The sequence below is a fragment of the Paenibacillus sp. Soil766 genome (assembly GCF_001428105.1).
Classification (GTDB): domain Bacteria; phylum Bacillota; class Bacilli; order Paenibacillales; family NBRC-103111; genus Paenibacillus_E.
Genome location: NZ_LMSJ01000002.1, coordinates 112496 through 132126, shown reverse-complemented (window position 1 = coordinate 132126; position 19631 = coordinate 112496). Strand labels below are relative to the sequence as shown.

Here is a 19631-nt window from a genome sequence, read left to right as displayed (position 1 = left end):
CCTTCTTATTTGAAAGAACAATCCCTCCTAGGCGGAGGGATTGTCCATGTTTACACGTATGATGTGATTTAAGATCCTTTAACAGATCCAGATTTTCTCTTACGAAGTGAGCTCAAAATAATTGTTCCTCCGAACAAAGCAATAATGACGGAGAAGAAGATAACATGTGAAATGTGGAAACCGAATGCTCCAGCAATCATTTTGAGACCGATGACGATAATTAAAATAAACGCTGTTTTCTCCAGTTCTGGAATCTTGTCAATGAGCTTCAAGAACACTTGCGCCACACCTCTCATCATGAGGACGCCTAAGATTCCACCTAAGAACAATACCCACACCTTATCGCTCACACCAAATGCGGCAAGAACACTATCGACACTGAATGCAATATCCATGATTTCTACTGCAAGAACGGTACGCCAGAAGGAAAGACCTTTATTCTTAACTTCCCCTCCATCATCGCCATGCTTCTTCATGAAGAGGTTACTATAAGCAATCCACAGGAGATACAACCCACCGGCTACCTTAATCCAAATAATCTGTACTAAGAACGTACCCACACCAATGGCGATAAATCTAAATATGTAAGCTCCTAATAAACCATAGAATAAAGCTCGCTTCTGCTGTTCCTTCGGTAAATGCTTAACCATGACAGCAAGCACGAGCGCGTTGTCTGCCGAAAGTAAGCCTTCGAGAAGAACAAGTGTACCGATAATCCCCCAGTTTACGGGATCCGTTAGCGTTGCTGAGAGCACGTCCCAACTAAAGAAATTCATGAAATTGTCTACAAAACTACTGAAAAATTCTGACATTAAGATGGACCCCCTGTTTAATTGCTATTCGTCTTTGTGCGATCTATCCTCATCTATCTCATTCACCGATTACACAATTCGTATTCTCGGATCATTGAATTCCAATCCATAACGCAACAAAGCTGGTCAAGAGAAAACCATTTCATGAGTTGAATTGATTAAGAAGAGTAGGGAAGGTGATGCATCTGAAAACATCCAGAAAGCATCACCCTATTATGCTAGACTTCCATCTTAAGAAGTTTGCAAACCGTAATCGCGTGCCAAACCTGCTAGTCCATCTCTATAACCACTGCCGATTGCACTAAATTTCCACTCACCGTTATTGCGGTAAAGTTCACCGATAACAACGCCTGTTTCAATGGAGAAATCTTCGCCAAGATCGAAACGAATTAATTCAGCGCCTGATCCTTCATTTAGCACACGCACATAAGCATTGGAAACTTGTCCAAAGTTTTGCGCTCTTGCTTCCGCATCATGAATTGTAATGCAGAATGCGATTTTCTCTGTTTCAGTAGGTACTGCGCTAAGATCAATGTAAATAACTTCATCATCGCCATCGCCTGCACCTGTACGATTGTCACCTTTGTGCTCGATGGAACCATTCGCATTTTTGGTGTTGTTGTAGAAAATAAAATCGGAGTCGTTGCCAACTTTACCAGCAGCATTCGCAGCGAAAATGGAAGCATCCAAATCGAAATCCTTACCTCCATCATATTTGTTCGTGTCCCAGCCTAAGCCAACAAGAACTTTCGTCAAACCTGGGTTTGTTTTCGTTAAATCGACTTTCTGACCTTTAGATAATGAAATAGACATGTGAAAAACCTCTCTTTATATAGGATTTGGCTGTGCCATTATTGATATCTTTTGACCAATTGTCCAATCGTTGTATCTGTACTGCCTTCACCAATTGCACTGAATTTCCATTCGCCGCCGTGTCGGTAAATTTCACCAACAATGAGGGATGATTTGCCTGAATAGTCATCCGTTAAGTTAAACTTAACCAACTCCTGTTGATTAGAACCATTCAATACACGAATATAAGCGGATTGAATGAGACCAAAATCCTGCTTTCTGTTCACACAGTCATAAATATTCACGACGAATACGATTTTACTCACATCCGCAGGAACTTGTCCTAAATGAATAGAAATCGTCTCATCGTCACCATCACCATCGCCGGTACGGTTGTCACCAGAGTGAACGACTGAACCATCAGGGCTTTGTAGATTAGCAAAATAAATCACATGCTTCTGATTCGTTATTCTTCCCTTTTCATCCAATAAGATCACGGAAGCGTCACAATCGATCTCGACTGCCGATTTCTTTGAGCCGAAGAACCCCTTTTTCTCAACAACAGCAGGATCCCAACCCAATCCAACCACAACTTTAGAAAGACCTGCGTTACCTTTAGTTAAATCAATCTTTTGACCTTTGACTAAACTGATTGTCAACGAGGTCACCTCCCTTCGCTTACCTGTTTTAGTGAACTCCCTTATCTGATACGCATGAAATTCAATCACGTTTCACTTTCCTGGGTAAATTATTTGTGAATTCGACTTTAGTAGTCATAATCCCCCAGAATTCAAAAGAAAAACAGCCACAGGACGATCCTAGGCTGCGTTTTATCTTATTATAACATCTTACAACTTATGGTATTCAAAAAATTTCCATTGAGAGGACTCCGACATTTCCTTCTGATCCGCGCACGCTAGTTGATCCAAGTGTGGTGTCATAACAAGATGTATGGCATCAGCTATCCCAAGGCAATCGAATCGTTGCTGGTCTGTCGTGAGGCACTGCTCAACCAATGATTAGCTTTTCTTCTGGAAAGCGGATTAGAGGTTTCTTCTTCCCGTTCCCGTTCGTAAATAAGGAGTAGAATAGAAACAAACCGATCCTTCCGATAAACATGAGCACGATGAGCGAGATTTTGCTAACGGTACCAAGATCTGCCGTGATTCCCGTGGATAAACCGCATGTTCCAAATGCTGATGCCACCTCGAATAGGATCGCAGATACCCCCCAACGGTCCGGCTCAGCTAACAGCAGAACGAAAATTCCTCCGATAAGCAGTGCTATACCCGTTAGGAAAAAAACAAAGCTTTTGAGCGAGTCCTCTTGGCTTATCGTCCGACCGAAGACCTTCGGTTCTTTCTCCCCGCGCGCATAAGCAATTAGGGACAGTACAATAACGGCTACAGTCGTTGTACGAACACCGCCCCCCATACTGGATGGGCTTGCCCCAATAAACATTAAAATTGATACGATCAGCAAGCTTGCCTCAGTAATGGTAGACATATCAATTGTTGTAAGTCCAGCACTGCGTGATGTGACGGATGTGAAGAGTGCAGTAAGTATTTTCCCGTGCCAGCTCATCCCTGCCAATGCATGTGTTCGCTCCGTCAACCAGAAGCCAATTGCCCCGGACAGTAACAATACCGATGTCGTAACGAGTGTCAGCTTGGTAAACAGGGAGAATCGAAAATTCTTATGCCCGCCCCACCAATATTCTCGCAACTCCGCCAGAACTGGGAACCCAATCCCGCCTAATACAATCAAAAACATCGTAAGTGCTTGAACGAAATAATCACTCGAATAATTAAGCAGAGAGTTACCGAACAGATCAAATCCAGCATTCGTAAACGCCGAAATGGTATGAAACATCCCGAAATACAATGCACTCCAAAACGATCCGTATTCACCTGTCCAATAGAAATACAAGCCAAATGCCAATGTACTAATCGCCTCTAGTATCAGTGTAAAGCCCAAGACAAGCTTCATTAACTGAACCAATCCAGATAAATTATTGCGATTCTGATCAATCATAATCATCTTCCGTTGCAGCAATCCGATTTCCTGCCCGAACAATAGCCAATAGAAACTCCCCAACGTCATGACGCCGATCCCACCGAATTGAAAAGCAACGATAAGTACGCCAATGCCGAAACTGCTAAGTGTATCATTGATACCAACCGTGGTTAGCCCTGTTACACTGACAGCACTTGCAGATGTAAAGAGGGCGTCCACAAAGGAGATTGTGGCGCCCGCTTTTAAACTGATAGGTAATTTAAGAAGGATAGCGATAAGAAAGATGCCAATCAGATAAGCGATAACAATAAGTCTTGATGCAGGCATCTTCTGAAGTTTATTAAGCATGATTATACCTTCAACTGAGAGTAGTAGGATTAGTTACTCTTATAGTGTCCTTTGAAATGATTTCCCATCCAAAGGCATACATCCCATAAATCTGCAACAGGCTGGTTCGTAAATGGCAAGGTGTGAAGATAACCCGGAGGGCCGAACTCTGGTGTATACGTAATTGCTGTTACGCCTGCCTCTTGTTTCGCTTGCACGATGCTGTCCCACCAGCTCATATGCCGCCGCAATTCGTGTGCATACTCCGGAGCTCTTGGATCTGGTACTTGAGGTCCTTGCGCATAGCCTACTCGGCCATGAATATGCTGGACACGGGAGAAGGATTTGTGCAAATTCTCCTCTTGGTTCTCTAAGGTGGTCTCGGTTACACAGCACCAGTGGCTGTAATCCGCTGTTAGGTTGATCCCAGGCACAGCATCTAGCAGCTTGCCCGTCTCCCAAGGATTATACAAGGCTCTGCCGCGGTGTGTCTCATGGCCGATGGCAATTCCGTATTTATTCTCAATATCAGCCGCTTTACGAAAGAATTCGACTTGCTCTTCAAAGGGCATCGAATCCTTGGCGCTATGTGAAGTAATGCTAATAGGTTGAAATGATACAGCACGTACCACTTGCTCAGCAAATGAGGTTACATGATCAGGGCCCTGGGTAAATACCATCGCAATGTAGTCCAATTGATGTTTCTCCAGCAGCTTCCGGAACAGCTCTTCTTCCGCAAGTGCCGGCATTGGCGCTTCAATTCCTTCGTATCCCGCTGCTGAAATACGCTCAAACTGAGACTCCAGCGAACCCTCCATGCCCCACAATGCTTTAAATAATTTGATTTCCATCTTAAAAAGCCCTCCTCATCACATTACATCACAACAATGAGTCAAGCTTAATGCATCTTACATTATTTGACTAGTGCAAATTTCTAACCTTCTCTAATGATAAAACAGTCAATCGATCCACGTTCAAATAGGTCGTATTCCCTTTCGAACTGGCCTATAACCTATATGTCCCATTGAACTGCAGGACCGCATACGCCTCCAATAACATAACGCCGCTTAGCATAACGCTTAGCTGAATAGGACCTTCCGAAGGAGCTATTCGCCAGTCCGTTCCAACGCGTCCTTTGGGGTCAATCCCCTGCTTCATCAGCATGTAAGCATTATTCGTAATCAGTCTAGCCGGCAATTCAAAATCAGGGCAGCACTTTGCCATTTGCATCAAGTAGCGAGTTAAAATCCCTTTAAAGAGCCCTGTATCGTCGATCCCTTCATCCGGCATAATCCCTGATCCTGGATCGCACAATCGCGTATCTACAGCATGTGCAGTTCTACGCGCATCCGCTTGATACATTGCCTCGCCGGTGCAGGTATATAATTCTAAGCCCGCACCAATGAATACCCCTTGGCAATACGTAAACTGCCAATCCTTATCTAGCTGCCCATCCCCTTGACGATTAATCCCATCCCAGACAAAACCATCATTTGGATCCATTAACGTCGCTTTGTTCCACGCGTAAATTTTTTGGGCCATGGCCAGGTCGGCCGCATCACCAAAGCGTTGAAATAACCGAGCACCCAGAATGGCTGCTGGCGCATTAGCTGGTGTGTTTTTGTAATCTAATTGACTCTTCCGCCACGCAATACCGCCGCCCATCTGCTCATTCCATCCGCCTTGAATATCCTCCCACAAATCAGCAACAGCCTCTCGATATTTCCGATCCCCCGTTAGGTCATAGGCTCGCAGCCAAGCTAGTGCCAACCATTCCATATCGTCATAGTAGTGATGACGAAACGTCCCCCCATTGGATTGGCGTATCCCGTGAAACAGTTGCTCCATGCGCTCCGCATACTCCTGCTTCCCAGTTCTTACGAAGCCATCGATACAGACATCTACCGCGTGAGCCTGCCACCAATAATAGTAGTTTTCATCGGGTCGATTGACTGTACTACTGTCATCCCACTGATGCATTATACTTTTCTCTGGATTCCAATATAGCTTCCATAGGGCTCCTTGAACATGATCTACAAACGCTTCCGCATTCATCTATTCCTCCGCTCCTTCGTTTAAAAAAGGTAGAGGCAGAATCTCCTGCCCCTACCTCCTTATTGCTCGATGATCAAGCCCATCTTCTCTAACACAGCCATTCTTTCCAACAGCATGACACCGCTTAAATTAACGCTTAAGTCCTCCGCTGGTTCTGGCGTGGTTGCCCATGATTTACTGAACATCTCACGCTCCTCATCCCGCCCGTAAGACCAGAGGCTGTTCGCGTTCGTTACTAGCAGGTCTAGTGACTCCTTCTGACTCGGGTCTGCTAACACCAATTCAGCCAAATAGCGTACAAATATGCCTTTGAACAAGCCGCCATCTCCATTGCTTTCGCTTGGCAGCATACCCGTGATTGGGCTGGTCAGCCTTGCTTTGGATGCATGAGCCGTCCGCTCAGCGTCAGCCAAATAGCTTCGATCGCCCGTTGATCGGTATAGCTCAACGCCCGCTCCTATGTAGACCCCTTGGCAGTAAGAGAACTCCCAGCTCTTATCGATCTTACCGTCACCCTCACGGTTCTTCCCATCCCAGACGAAGCCTGACTCAGGATCCACAAGGTTCGCCTTCTGCCAATCATATATCTTCTTCGCCCAGACCAGGTCTTCCGCATCGCCGAACTTTTGGTACAATTTCGCCGCTAGGATAACTGCTGGGGCATTCGCCGGCGTATTCTTATAATCAAGCTGCGGCTTACGCCATGCAATGCCTCCGCCCTGCTCCTCGTTCCACCCTGTCTTGATATCTTCCCAAAGGAGCAGTGCCGTTTGTTTATACTTGTCTTCACCCGTTGCCTCATAGGCTCGGAGCCACGCAATCGCCAACCATTCCATATCATCATAGAAATCATTAGGCCAAGCACCGCCATTGCGTTCCAACATGCCTTGATACATATTCGCCAGGTGATTTTTCACTTCCCTATCTCCCGTTCTTACATATGCATCCACCAACGTATCTACACCATGGGCCTGCCACCAATAATGAAACTTCTCATTACACAAGTCGTTACAAGGCGATAAATTATCAAATAAGTTCAGCTTGCTGTTCCAATACTGCTTCATCAAGCCCTCTTGTGCTAGATCGGCTCTATTCGCCCATGTTTCCGTCTTAGGCGCACTTACTTGAGCATCCGATGTTGCGTTGTGCTCGTTCCCCATGCTCATCACTCCCCAGGTAGCCACTATAATTAATCCTATCCCGACAGCCGTTAAGGCCGCTCTCATGCTCCATCGTTTGTTCAATCGGATTCACCTTCATGTCTGACGTGCTATTACCCCTTGGTCCCCGTAAAAGCAATACCCTGCACGAAATACTTCTGTAAAAGCAGGAACAGAATCAATATGGGAACGACTGCGATCAAAGCCCCAGCCATCAAAGGTCCGAAATCAACCTGCTTGTTATACGTAAATGCGGCCAAGCCTAACTGAATCGTTTTCTTAGCGGGATCGTTCAGCATAATGAGCGGTCCGAGAAAGCTATTCCAGCCTGCTTGAAAAGTGAAAATACCTAATGTGGCTAAAGCTGGCTTCGCCAGTGGCATATAAATGTTCCAATAAATACGGAGCTCACCGCTCCCCTCAATGCGTGACACCTCTTGCAGATCACTCGGTAGGGATACGAAAAACTGCCGCATAAAAAATACTGCAAATGATCCCGATGCTCCTGGTAAAATAACAGCCCAGAACGTATTCAACAGACCATTACCGCCACCGCCAAGCCAATCATTCCCGCCTACAAAAGGGATATGCTTGAGAACGAAAAATTGCGGAATCAAAGTGACGACACCAGGAATCATCATGGCGGCGAGCAAAATTTTGAACATCGTGTCTCGACCTTTAAATCGAAGCTTAGCGAAAGCATACCCGCTTAATGAACCTAACAGCAGGTTAAACATGACGCCCATGAAGGCCAAGTAAAAGGAATTTTTGAAATATAGGCCAAATGGAACTAACTCGAATGCCTTCACATAGTGCGAAAACGTCAAGCTAGAAGGAATCCACCTGATCGGCAGCATGAAAATCTCTTCATCCGGTCTGATCGAGGTGATTAGACTCCAAACAAAGGGGATCACCATGACCAGGCAGAGCGCGATGGATATGACATACAACATCGTCGTATACAAATAGTTTTGTTTCATTGTCCACCTCTCCTATATCATGGCATCTTCTTCTTTATTAAGTTTCATATTAATGAGCGAGAATATCAGGATTAGAAGCGACAATGCGAATGCCATCGCGTCCGCGTATCCCATTTGCAACTGCCCGAACCCTTGCTGATAGATGTAATATACCGTCGTCTTGGTCGAGTTCGCAGGACCGCCTTTGGTTAAAACATAGGCTTGATCGAAGAGCTGAAGTGCGCCAATGATCGCCATCGTGCTTACGAAAAAAGTCGTCGGCCTTAGAACAGGCCATGTGATGTAGCGGAACGATTGCCAAGTATTCGCGCCATCCAGTTTTGCCGATTCATACAGATGATCGGGTACACCGTTCAGTCCGGCTAAATAGATAATCATGTTCGCACCCACGGATTGCCATAAGGTGACGACTACGATGGAGATCATCGCATAGGGCATCTCTGCTAGCCACGAAGGTCCTGTTATGCCTATTTTGCTCAGCAGCTCATTCACAAGTCCAAATTCTGGATTCAGAAGCCAAATCCAAACGGTTGCTGCTGCAACGCCTGATGTTAACGTTGGTAAATAACCTGCGGTACGAAAGAGTTTCACACCTATCCGTTTACGCATAAAGAGAACAGCCATGGATAAGGAGATGGCAATGTTCAGCGGAATATACAGCACTGAATAGAACAAAACATTTTTTAATGTCGTCCAAAAAGTCGGATCATCCACTAGTCGCTTGTAGTTATCCAAGCCAACCCAATCATTTTTGCTCACAATGTCATAATTCGTGAAGCTTAGATATAGCGCCATGATCACGGGAATTATGGTAAATATGACAAACAGAACGATTGTCGGCGTAATGAACACGTATCCCATCCTAGCTTGATGCCGGCTTAGTTTGCTGACCGATGCCATAGATTTCCTCCTTACAAGAAAGGGGAAGAATCCTCTTCCCCTTGGCGTCTATTTACTTGCCTGCCGCGTTCTGATCGAGCAGCTTATCCCCTTGCTCTTGCCCCTTCTTCAAGGTTGTTGCCGCATCCTGCTTGCCTTGCACGAATAGATCCAAGTTCGGCATCAGCCCATCCACTTCCATAACGGAGTAACCAGGATGCTGTGGACGAATCTTCGCGAACTCCAACGTATCCATGAACGGCTTCCAGTTCGGATCATCTTTGAAGAATGGATCCTGTAAGGCTGGCTTGAAGCCAGGAAGGTTCATACTTGTTTTGGCCCACAGGAGTGCATTATCCTTATTCGCTAACCACCATTTCTCGAATTCCCATGCTTCCTCTTTGTGCTTGGAGCCAGCAGGAATTACGAGACCGAAACCACCCATAACGCTTCCTTTACCACCGCCAGGTCCAGTTGGTGGAGGAACAACGCCGAAATCAAGTTCTTTGCCATATTTCTTATACGTAGACAGCATCCAAGGACCTGTGTAAGTCATCGCCACTTTCCCTGTTACGAAGGCATCTGTGCCTTCCCCTAAACCTTTTTCAAAACCAACTTTATACACCTTATCTTTGTTGATCAGTTTATCCCAGAAATCAAGCACCTGCTTGCCTTGGTCGTTATTGAAGTTCGTTTTCTTCAAATCGCTGGTTACCATGGAGCCGCCTGCTTGCTGCAGCCACATATTGAACAGACCATTATCGTTCATTGACATCCCAGAGCGAACCAGCTTATCGCCTTCCCATACGGTTAACTGCTTAGCAGCATTCTCCAGCTCTTCCCATGTTTTCGGCGGTTGAAGTCCTTTTTCAGCGAATAATTTTTTATTATAAAAGAGTGCTCTCGCATCAACTGTTAAAGGAAGACCATACAATTTATCGCCGGAAGACAGTTCTTTCAATGCTTCATCATAGTAATCGGTACGCTTAATGTTATCTCTCTTCATATAGTCATCAATAGGATGAAGGACATTTTTGGAGGCATAGAGGGAGGTCCGCCATCTATCCCAAAACATTACATCTGGTGAGCCGCCTGAACTCGCAGCCGTTAGAAATTTCGTAATCATATCTTCCTGCAATACGTATTTCACTTTGATTCTATCTTGGGATTTATTAAAGGCATCTGCCATCATGACGAACTGCTTTTCACCTTCACCGCCCCAGTCACCCCAGAAAGTGATTTCTACAGGAGCTTTGGCTGCTGGCGCAGTCGTTGCCGCTGTTGTCGATGCTGCTGTTCCCTCAGGTTTCGTACTTGCTGCTGTATCCGTGTCTGTTTTCGTTGAACAAGCTGCTAGGCTGAGTGTTAAGGTTACAGCGGTTATGACAGTCATCCATTTTTTCATGATTCTTCCTCCCTTTTATATGAAACAAGTTTACTTTTCCATGCCTATGTTAAACGGGGTTGCCCCCATATAACCTAGCATCACGTCCGAACTATTTTCATAATCGAATGCCCGCAAACATCTAACACTAGCTCACTAAACATGGCGTTGGCCCATGAGAACCACGGACGCGTAAACTTCGCTGGATCGTCTACGTGAAAGCCTTCGTGCATAAATCCCGTTCCCGCATCGGTATCGGCCAATAGATCCAATAAGCGAAGCTTTTCTTCACGGCTAGAAGCCGTAAGCCCTTGAACGGCAAGCGAAATCGGCCAAATGTAACGCTCTGGTGTATGCGGACTGCCAATGCCTTCAGCAACTTTACCCTTATAATAGTAAGGATTCGCTTCACTTAAAACGAAGTTCCGTGTGCGCTGATACATTGGATCTGATATGTCCGTGTAGCCTAAGTATGGAATGGAGAGCAGGCTCGGAACATTGGCATCATCCATCAGATGATAAGCTCCGAGACCGTCCGTCTCATATGCATACATGGCGCCTAACGTAGGATGCTGGATGATCCCGCTGGTCTCGATGCCATTTCTAATTTCAGCTGCCAGCCGAAGAGCTTCCTTGCTGACTTCCGTATCTTGCCAAACCTCATTTGCGATCTCGACCAAATACCCAAGCACCACAACCGCGAACATGTTCGATGGAACCAAATAACCATACGTACAAGCATCATCACTCGGGCGAAAACCAGACCAGGTCATCCCGGTATAGCTAACTTCACTGCCGAGTCCTTCTCTTGTTAAGGTATCTGTAGGCGGACAATTCAACCGTTGGAAGCGATAAGGAGATTGGGTTTCATGTTCTTGTTCTACCCGCCAGAGATGAAGAATCGAAAGAGCGGCAGATCGAAAATCGTCCGTGAATTGGGTGGTACGGCCCGTTACCTTCCATAACAAGTAACTAAGTTGAATGGGGTAGCAGAGAGAATCAATTTCGTATTTACGTTCCCAAATCCAGGGGCTCATTTGTGTGATATCTTGCTGATGACCTGCGCCATGGGGTTCTTTATTGAAGGCATTCGCATACGGATCAAGCCCAATGTACAGAACTTGTCGCTTAACGACACCCTCAATCATGTCGGCAATCTGAGGATCTTCTTTCGCTAGCAGCAGATACGTCCGAACTTGGGCTGAAGAGTCGCGGAGCCACATAGCTGGTATATCACCTGTTATAACGAACGTTGAATCATCTTCCAGCTGTTGAATCGTAGTTTGAAATGTATTTGCGAAGCATTCGCCGAACATCGCTGCGAGCTTCGGCCGTTCAACCTTATGTAGCTCGTTACTTACATGATGAATGAGATTGCTCATTGATGTCGGCAACACTGGAGTTTTCCTCATCGGGTGAATCAGCTCCCTTACTCGGAAATGAAACGCTTACATTTATGATTATAGGCGACAGTAAAACATTATGTCAATATGTATTTATTATATTATTCACATATCATTTAATCCATTTAATATATCAACTATAAAAAAAAGAAGATTGCTAGGTTAGCAATCTTCGATGCAGGCATTGTTTATGAGTTGTAGGGGTTACCCTCATTTAGCTGGACCTGTTGACTCTCCAATGATCAGCTTAGCATCCAACGTCGTTTTATTGGACACTTTCTCGCCTCGCTTAAGTTTCAGCACGTTCTCAACAGCCAGTTTGCCAATTTCATCTTCATTCTGAATCATGTGCGTAAAGCGATAACCGCTGCCCAATGTAGTTGATGGACTGTCGAAACAAAGAATAGAAATATCCCCAGGTATGTGAAGTCCCATTTGCTCTACCGCCGCTTTAGCGAGTAAGGCTATATTGTATTCAATCGCGAAAAGAGCAGTAATGTGCGGATTGCTCCGCAAATGTTCCTTGATCATCTCGATATCTTGATCGATGTTGGGTTGATGGAACGAATTCGGAAGCGTAGACGTAATTTCGTCCAACCATAGAGAGCGATCCACGAGAACCCCGCGTTCCGCATGAGCACGTACGAAGCCTTCGATCCGATCTTCAATCGCCGTGGTATCCATTGGCGGAGGGGTAAGTAAGCAGATCTGCTTATGTCCCAAATCAAGCAAGTAATCCGTACCTGTACGTGCAGCACTGATATTATCCGTACTAATCGATGCCGCAGCAACCCCTTTAAGATGTCGGTCTACTAGCACTAATGGAAACTGCTGAATTACAAGTTTCAATATTTCCGCATTGTAGAACTCGCCTTGTGCAGGAAATACGATGATGCCATCCACGCCTAATTCGAGAAATGAGCGAATTGCTTTCTCTTCATTCTCAGGTATGCCGAAAGAGCGGCGCAGCACAAGGAAGCTATCATTATCGGCTGAAGCACGCTCCATACCATAAATCATTTCCGTCCCGAACGTATTGCCGAAATCGGTGATAACAAGACCAATCAACGTATGTTTGGCACGATCCTCGGAAGACAATACTTCCGCAGAAGGTTCGCCTTCCTCCGCAACAAAGGAACCTTTCCCTGGCTTCCTAACGATCAATCCTACTTCCGCCAGCATCTCCAGCGCCTTTTTACTTGTGATCCGGCTCACGTTATAGTCGTCGGCCAGTTCCTTCTCGGAAGGAACGCGGTCGCCGATGTTATATTTGCGTTGTAGAATCTCTTCACGTAGCGTTTCATATATTCGCTCATATATGGGTCTTGAATCTGTCGACATTGCTCCCCACTCCCTACACCCAACCAAATGTTATATCATATTTTGATATTAATATATCATGTTATACTCGTTTTGGAAAGATGGGAGTTTGGGGCGGGACTAACAAGAAATTTACTCCTAGGGATAATTTCCTGTCCCCAAAGCCTCTATTTTTCAGTCTGATTACTCTGCCGGCTCATAAACCATAAGGTCAACCAGATGAGTATAAAACCGACCAGCTGACCTATCGTCAGCTTTTGACCAAATACAAGCCAATTCACACAGACACCTACCGCAGGGAAGGCAAGTTCAGCTAGCGTTGCAAAGAACGCTTTGGTGGTGGACAAACCTTTATAATATAGCAGCATGCTAATTAGACCTGGAAAAAAGGCTTGGAACAGCAGATTTACCGCGATAATTGTCAGTTCACTACTCGAACCGTTCAGCTGCCAATGGTCCCCACTTGCTAACAGTACAATCGTCAGTAGTGGAAGTGCCAGCAAGAAGCGAAGTGAGGTCACGACTGGGAAATCCAACTTCTTCTGAAGCAGGAATTTCCCCATCACCGTGGAACCGCCCCATAAAACAGCTGCCAATATGGAAAATAAACAGCTTATTGTACCTAAATCCTTCAAACCCATGCCAGGCAATTTGAGGCCGAACGTAAGCAGATAGGTACCTAACAGGGCCACCCCGATATAGGCGAAAAACTTTGACGGTAATGTCTCTTTGAGCAGCACACGAGCTAGAATAATAGCGAATAAGGGCTGTAGTTTCTGTAGAAGCAAGATCGCATTAGCGTTGCCATGAGAGAACGCCGCGGTAAATAGAATAGTGGCGATCGCCGAGCCACCCCAAGAAATGAAGAGCATCGCTCCAATAACAGCAAGAGAAAGCTTGCCTGCTAAAGTTCGGCGATACTTCATCAATACGGGCACCGCGTAAATGGCCAATAGGACATGTTCGATGAATACAATTTGCGCTGAGGTAAAACTTTTCAATAATAAGATGCGAAACAGTGGATCCAGTCCCCACAGGGTTGCCCCAAGTGCAACATACCAGATCCCGCTCATCCCACGTGTACGTAAGGATTGCGAAGTCGCACCCTTACTGCCAAACTTAATAGCATTTTCCAATTCAAAAACCTCCTAAGAACGTTTTGAATTGAACCTTCTCGAAGAACAATGCCCCCGCTCAATTGATGGCGGGGGCATTGACAAACAGACCTGTTAAATAATGAAATTTAACAAGTTTGTTCTTCACCTTCTCTCATCCGGACTATACCGTCGGCCCTGGAATCACACCAAGTCAGTCCCAGCCATTACTGGCTAGGAGTCGCGGGCTGGAGATACACGCATGCATGTATCCTCACCGCCGGTAGGGAATTGCACCCTGCCCCGAAGGTTCACATTCGATTAAGTGTATACTATCAGGTTACAGTTTAATTGGCAACCCTTTTTATCTGTTATTGTATCTGTCCCAACCGGACGATTTCCATGTCTACATGAACATCATAGGAGGCAGATTTATACATCTCATGCCATGTATCACTCTTTAGGTTCGAGTGGTACACTCGACTCCTATATAATTCTCCAAATCCAACCGGATCCGAGTTTAAAGCCGTTAATTTCTTTAATAAATCTTGTATATGCGCTTCCGACTTTTTATTCATTTGCTTTTGGAGGGCTTGAATAACTTCGGCTTGACCGAGATCAAACTGTGCAGACGTTTCTGTCAGCATGCCCTTCATTTTAATATCAACTTGAAATTTAAGCGGGTCTTGGCTAATTAGCTTTTTCGTGCTGTCACTAGCTATATTCTCGACGACCACTCGCACGGTCTTTTCTTGGATATTCTTCGCGATATCTCCCAATTGATTCGTGTCCAAGGACAATTCGATATTCCCCGACTTATATCGATCTCGTATCGTCTTAAGGAAGAACGCTTCACTCGGGTCGATGGTGCCGACCATTTTATCACCACTGAATACAGCCACATCTTTCAGCTCTACGGCATCTCCTTTTCTTTGCAGCAGCGGTACCATGGGGTCTGCCGTAGAATATAGGGCTGAAAGGAATTCATGAAGGGTGCCTGACACCATCTGTTCGTCCATAATATTCTGATGGATACTGTCTACAATAAAGGTTCCGACATCCGGGAACTGCAGATATTTATGCTTTAATAGTTCTTCTGTACTGTCTTTACTGACAGCCATATAAACCGTGCTGGCAATGGAGGCATCCCGAAATAAGGTATCTACCAATGGTAAAAGTCCTCCCTGGGCGAGCTTATAATCATAAATAGCGACCCGCAGTTGACCTGAAACGACCTTCTTATTCGATTTGCGATTCGCCGCTACACGAGCTCCTTTACTAGTCAGCCCCTCACCAGTAATCGTCATAACAGAGGATTTGGAATTCGGGTCGATCTGATGGATCACATAGGTAGATTTTATTTTATCGCCTTCCCCATGGTCATACCCGATTGCAATCGCCATGCCTAGTTTCTCCAACACATTTTTCTCCAGACGCAAGCCGGTAGCCAGAACGAATACGAGCAACACAAAGAAAATGAGATTGAATCTTTTCATGTAATCACCTCAGGTTGTCTCCTGTTCTTATGTCTCCACGAATAAAAATGGGCCATTCCAAAAAGGATCACAGGATAGACATAAACAATATAGACGGCCCACTTTGAAAAAAACTTATTCATATTATCCACCTGAATTCGGGAGTCAATGAAAGAACAAGCGATACAGACAATGCCCATGAATACATACAACCAATATTTTTGCTTCCAGAAAAAAGTACGTTTGAGTCCTTTCGTCGCGGCCCAGCTATACATCAGCAGATTCGGAAGAATCACTAAGAGCCACAGACTAACTCCGATATATTCAAACCGTTCTAAAAACGGAAATTTAATAATTTTCAGCATGGTAAACGTAGCCCAATCCGTCTTCAGAAGCTCACCACCACTGAAGAACACAGTAGAAACAAACATGACCGCTGTGTACACAAAGGTGACACTCATAATACCAATTTGGGTATATCTTTGGACTTTGGACTTATCTTTGGCATAGGCATAAATAAAATAGATGATTTCGAACCCGGCCATCGTTAAAGACATGGAAAGCACCCCCTTACTCAGATGCTTCAGATCTGTATCTAATAAGGGTAATACACCGGTCCACTCTGCATACATCAATGGAAAGTATAGAAGAAAGAGCAGCCAAACCGTTAACAGCACAAACATGACACATGCGCCTACAATCGTTCGCAAGCCCCCATTTACCCCATAAAACACGATACTTGTAATTAATAAAGTAAGTAACCATTGTGAAGCGTTGGGAAATAACCAGACCTGAATCATTTCGACATAATTGCGTGTCACAATAATAGTGGCAACTAAGAAATACATCATATAGATCAGATTCGCGACTTTGCCTATTACTTTTCCATAGATCAGTAAATGAATGTCATAGAGGTCCTTATCTTCGAATTTCGCCAACGTTTTAATCATCAACCAGACCACGAGCTGAGTGAGTAAACCAGCAATCAGGGCCGCAATCCAGGCATCATGGCCTGCTATACCGAACACAACTCTTTGGTAACCAGGAAGCCCTACTCCCACCTGAGCATCATGCATAATAAACACGAGTAAAAAGGAGCTATACATATAGGTTTGTTGTGTTTTACTCATCGATATCCTTGTTTCCCTTCAGGGTGTTCTCCCCCGTATTAGCGAATACGGATCGTTTCGGGATTAGCTGGTAAGGAACCCTTATGAGGCCGTCTCGTTTGTTTTTATCTTCAATTGTGTAAGGAGGGTAGAAATACGGTTGTCCCAAACTAGATTGCCTAAGTAAATGTAAAATTAATAAAGCGACGCTTACAGCGATTCCTAAGCCGCCCATTATACCCGCGGATAGGATGATGGGAAAACGAATAATTCGAATTGCATTCGCCATGCCAAATACAGGTGTTGTGAACGATGATAAGGCGCTTAAGGCCACGATGATGATTAAAATATTGCTGGTAAAACCAGCTTGTACCGCTGCCTGTCCAATGACGATACCGCCAACAATCCCCATCGTTTGCCCTACTTTGGAAGGCAGCCTTGCACCCGCTTCACTTAAGAGCTGAATAATCATTTCCATGATTAACGCTTCTACGATCGGAGGAAAAGGTACTCTTGCGCGTGATTGCGCTAGCGGGACTAGCAATGCTTGTGGAATAATTTCGTAATGATACGTAAGTGCAGCCACATACGTTGCCGTAGCAAATAGGGATATCGCAATACCGACAATTCGCAAGTTTCGAAAAAACAACCCCGTAGCCCATCTAAAATAGTAATCTTCAATGGATTTGAAAAAATCAAAAAATGTGTTGGGACATATTATGACATGTGGGCTGCCGCTAACTGTAATCACAACCTTCCCCTCCAACAGGGGAAATATCGCCCGATCCACTCTTTCTGTGGTAATCATTTGCGGGAAAAACGAACTTGGATTATCTTCCAGCCATTGTGCTAAAATCGTTGCATCCAGTATCGCTTCAAGCTGTAACGCTTCGATGCTGTTATAAATATGGGTAACCATTTCTAAATCAGCTCGATTACTCAAATAGACGATACGTATATTGGTTTGAGTAGTATTTTCACCCTTAATCAAGGCGATTTCGCATAGATCGGGATTCGGCAAATATTGATGAATCAGCGCTACATTGGTCTCCATATTTTCCGTAAAAGCAATTTGCGGACCAAGAATCTGACTCTCATTTTCTGGCTTAGTCAACGCTCGTTCTCTGCGTTTAGCGGTGTTAGCTAGAATCCCATACGGATAACCGCTTATGTGGATATACGTCCAGCCTTGCAAGATACGCTGCTGCAAAGGGTACCAATTATCGTCAAGCAGCCGTTGACCTATGGGGATTAAATTCACCAGCTTCTCAGGTGAAGGCACATCTTCGATCTCAAGTAATCGATTCAGAATTTCTTCGATGAGAAGATCCGAATCCACCAAATTACTGAGATAAAAAACACCATACGTAACCTTCTTCACCACCAATTCTCTACTAACAAAATCAGGAAACATACGAAACGTTTCTTGAAACTGTGTGTGCATTTGAGGCAATTCCGCTACGAAATGAAAAGATGTAGTCGCCGTCACATAGGACTCATTGATCTTGGGTTTGGATTTGAATAACCTTTTTATTATGGAAAACATGGTCGTAGTCACCATTATCCTGACATGTTGATAGTAGGAATATCATGCGCGGAATCGATGCAAATTATGTAAGTGAATGGGTATATGTCTACACAGAAAAAGACTGAACTCACCTAATCTTCCCTAGTGAATTCAGCCTCTCTACGATTAAATAACAAATTCAATAAATTCCGGTGAACGCAGTCTCCCACTTTGGGTCCAGCTCCTTGTCTTGATCCTGGCCATGATCCGAGGCTCCATATAAGCAAAGTTCTTATCTTCCTTGAAAACTAATCGCCTCTTCACGCCTTCTATGGCCTTCATATGAAGGGGGGATACACCTGATTCAATGATTCCTACTGGCAACTTGGATCCATCGGCCCCATCAATAGATGCTAATAAAGCAAAATTATTTTTCCTATAACCAGAAATGTACACATCTGCATACGTCCAATTAATTACTTTTTGCCAGCGGATGGAGCGTTTGTTTATTTCATATGTGGAATTTTCTTTTGTGGATTTGATGATAATGCCCTCAAGCCCGCGGCCACGAACTTGTTCGTAATAATCGATTGCACTTCCTTCAAACATGTCAATTTTTTTATAATTTTCATTTTCAATAAATGCCTGGTCCAATAACTCTTTGCGTTGAAGCAAACTTAAACCTGTGACATCAATTCCTTTGTATCGCAAAATGTCAAAAGCACAAAAAACCACAGGCATTTTATTTTTCTTAGATAAAAACCTCGCGGACATCGCTTCATAATCAGGTTTTCCTTGATCATCCAGTACGACTAATTCACCATCAAGTATGGTGCCTTCCGGTACAGGGCATCTTAATAGCTCAGGGAATTTATGCGTAATTAAGTTATTGTGTCTCGTATACACATACAGTTTATCCATATGGGAAAGAATACATCGTAAACCATCTAATTTGAGTTCGGCAATATGATTCTTACTGTAAAACGGCTGGTTATTTTTGGCATTGTACAGCATCATAGGAGAAATGAACATATTATTATCACCCTGACTTAAATGATACTGCACTATGAACCTCCTGCCTATTGGTAACTGTTTCCCGAGCTTTTATATAATAAATATAAGAATCCTCTAAGCCTGTCTTCCCTTTTGTGATAAAACCTAGTATATTAAACGTACAGTTTAATAAAAGCGTTTTCATGGCCAGGAGATAATGAGAGGCCCTAACACCAAGCGATGTGTATACATCGCGGTTGTTAGGGCTTTTTGTTGTTTATTCACAGAAAGGAGTCAGTCTACATGTAGCTTTTAGAAGCATCGT

General features: G+C 44.5%; 17 protein-coding genes and 1 riboswitch. All 17 genes read right to left on the bottom strand.

Going from position 1 to position 19631, the window contains the following annotated elements:
- Window positions 1-68 precede the first annotated feature (68 nt).
- On the bottom strand, window positions 69-812 hold the full coding sequence (locus tag ASG89_RS02440) for a TerC family protein (RefSeq protein WP_057308708.1): 744 nt from the start codon (window positions 810-812) through the stop codon (window positions 69-71).
- 231 nt (window positions 813-1043) lie between these two features.
- Window positions 1044-1625: a TerD family protein gene (locus ASG89_RS02435; protein ID WP_057308707.1), complete on the bottom strand. Its 582-nt coding sequence runs from the start codon at window positions 1623-1625 to the stop codon at window positions 1044-1046.
- A gap of 38 nt (window positions 1626-1663) precedes the next feature.
- Window positions 1664-2263: a TerD family protein gene (locus ASG89_RS02430; protein WP_057308706.1), complete on the bottom strand. Its 600-nt coding sequence runs from the start codon at window positions 2261-2263 to the stop codon at window positions 1664-1666.
- A 349-nt stretch (window positions 2264-2612) separates the two neighbouring features.
- Complete coding sequence (locus ASG89_RS02425; protein WP_063867642.1) at window positions 2613-3968, bottom strand: TrkH family potassium uptake protein; 1356 nt, start codon at window positions 3966-3968, stop codon at window positions 2613-2615.
- A gap of 29 nt (window positions 3969-3997) precedes the next feature.
- Window positions 3998-4798, bottom strand: a complete 801-nt coding sequence (locus tag ASG89_RS02420) for a sugar phosphate isomerase/epimerase family protein (RefSeq protein WP_057308705.1) — start codon at window positions 4796-4798, stop codon at window positions 3998-4000.
- Between the two features lie 154 nt (window positions 4799-4952).
- A complete protein-coding gene (locus ASG89_RS37095) occupies window positions 4953-6002 on the bottom strand; it encodes a glycoside hydrolase family 76 protein (RefSeq protein WP_057308704.1) in 1050 nt (349 codons plus the stop codon).
- Between the two features lie 59 nt (window positions 6003-6061).
- Complete coding sequence (locus ASG89_RS37090) at window positions 6062-7246, bottom strand: glycoside hydrolase family 76 protein (protein ID WP_235549566.1); 1185 nt, start codon at window positions 7244-7246, stop codon at window positions 6062-6064.
- 29 nt (window positions 7247-7275) lie between these two features.
- Window positions 7276-8142: a carbohydrate ABC transporter permease gene (locus ASG89_RS02405; protein WP_057308703.1), complete on the bottom strand. Its 867-nt coding sequence runs from the start codon at window positions 8140-8142 to the stop codon at window positions 7276-7278.
- Window positions 8143-8154: 12 nt separating this feature from the next.
- Window positions 8155-9042: a carbohydrate ABC transporter permease gene (locus ASG89_RS02400; RefSeq protein WP_057308702.1), complete on the bottom strand. Its 888-nt coding sequence runs from the start codon at window positions 9040-9042 to the stop codon at window positions 8155-8157.
- A gap of 52 nt (window positions 9043-9094) precedes the next feature.
- The gene (locus ASG89_RS02395; protein ID WP_414813238.1) at window positions 9095-10429 is read right to left on the bottom strand and encodes an extracellular solute-binding protein; all 1335 of its coding nucleotides are present in this window, start codon (window positions 10427-10429) and stop codon (window positions 9095-9097) included.
- A 77-nt stretch (window positions 10430-10506) separates the two neighbouring features.
- Window positions 10507-11787: a glycoside hydrolase family 125 protein gene (locus ASG89_RS02390; protein WP_082592663.1), complete on the bottom strand. Its 1281-nt coding sequence runs from the start codon at window positions 11785-11787 to the stop codon at window positions 10507-10509.
- A gap of 231 nt (window positions 11788-12018) precedes the next feature.
- Window positions 12019-13149: a GntR family transcriptional regulator gene (locus ASG89_RS02385; RefSeq protein WP_057308699.1), complete on the bottom strand. Its 1131-nt coding sequence runs from the start codon at window positions 13147-13149 to the stop codon at window positions 12019-12021.
- Window positions 13150-13295: 146 nt separating this feature from the next.
- On the bottom strand, window positions 13296-14201 hold the full coding sequence (locus ASG89_RS02380) for a DMT family transporter (protein ID WP_082592661.1): 906 nt from the start codon (window positions 14199-14201) through the stop codon (window positions 13296-13298).
- Between the two features lie 184 nt (window positions 14202-14385).
- Window positions 14386-14537, bottom strand: a riboswitch (FMN riboswitch).
- A 56-nt stretch (window positions 14538-14593) separates the two neighbouring features.
- On the bottom strand, window positions 14594-15718 hold the full coding sequence (locus ASG89_RS02375; protein WP_057308697.1) for a Ger(x)C family spore germination protein: 1125 nt from the start codon (window positions 15716-15718) through the stop codon (window positions 14594-14596).
- Window positions 15715-16827, bottom strand: a complete 1113-nt coding sequence (locus ASG89_RS02370) for a GerAB/ArcD/ProY family transporter (RefSeq protein ID WP_057308696.1) — start codon at window positions 16825-16827, stop codon at window positions 15715-15717. Before ASG89_RS02370 ends, ASG89_RS02375 begins: the two co-directional genes overlap by 4 nt.
- On the bottom strand, window positions 16820-18352 hold the full coding sequence (locus ASG89_RS02365) for a spore germination protein (RefSeq protein WP_057308695.1): 1533 nt from the start codon (window positions 18350-18352) through the stop codon (window positions 16820-16822). Before ASG89_RS02365 ends, ASG89_RS02370 begins: the two co-directional genes overlap by 8 nt.
- Before the next feature lie 147 nt (window positions 18353-18499).
- Window positions 18500-19378: a DNA ligase gene (locus ASG89_RS02360; RefSeq protein ID WP_235549565.1), complete on the bottom strand. Its 879-nt coding sequence runs from the start codon at window positions 19376-19378 to the stop codon at window positions 18500-18502.
- Between the last annotated feature and the right edge of the window lie 253 nt (window positions 19379-19631).

Coding starts and splice junctions, on each gene's coding strand:
- ASG89_RS02440 (WP_057308708.1), bottom strand. CDS start 812: ATGTCAGAATTTTTCAGTAGTTTTGTAGACAATTTCATGAATTTCTTT.
- ASG89_RS02435 (WP_057308707.1), bottom strand. CDS start 1,625: ATGTCTATTTCATTATCTAAAGGTCAGAAAGTCGATTTAACGAAAACA.
- ASG89_RS02425 (WP_063867642.1), bottom strand. CDS start 3,968: ATGCTTAATAAACTTCAGAAGATGCCTGCATCAAGACTTATTGTTATC.
- ASG89_RS02420 (WP_057308705.1), bottom strand. CDS start 4,798: ATGGAAATCAAATTATTTAAAGCATTGTGGGGCATGGAGGGTTCGCTG.
- ASG89_RS37095 (WP_057308704.1), bottom strand. CDS start 6,002: ATGAATGCGGAAGCGTTTGTAGATCATGTTCAAGGAGCCCTATGGAAG.
- ASG89_RS02405 (WP_057308703.1), bottom strand. CDS start 8,142: ATGAAACAAAACTATTTGTATACGACGATGTTGTATGTCATATCCATC.
- ASG89_RS02400 (WP_057308702.1), bottom strand. CDS start 9,042: ATGGCATCGGTCAGCAAACTAAGCCGGCATCAAGCTAGGATGGGATAC.
- ASG89_RS02390 (WP_082592663.1), bottom strand. CDS start 11,787: ATGAGCAATCTCATTCATCATGTAAGTAACGAGCTACATAAGGTTGAA.
- ASG89_RS02385 (WP_057308699.1), bottom strand. CDS start 13,149: ATGTCGACAGATTCAAGACCCATATATGAGCGAATATATGAAACGCTA.
- ASG89_RS02380 (WP_082592661.1), bottom strand. CDS start 14,201: ATGAGCGGGATCTGGTATGTTGCACTTGGGGCAACCCTGTGGGGACTG.
- ASG89_RS02375 (WP_057308697.1), bottom strand. CDS start 15,718: ATGAAAAGATTCAATCTCATTTTCTTTGTGTTGCTCGTATTCGTTCTG.
- ASG89_RS02370 (WP_057308696.1), bottom strand. CDS start 16,827: ATGAGTAAAACACAACAAACCTATATGTATAGCTCCTTTTTACTCGTG.
- ASG89_RS02365 (WP_057308695.1), bottom strand. CDS start 18,352: ATGTTTTCCATAATAAAAAGGTTATTCAAATCCAAACCCAAGATCAAT.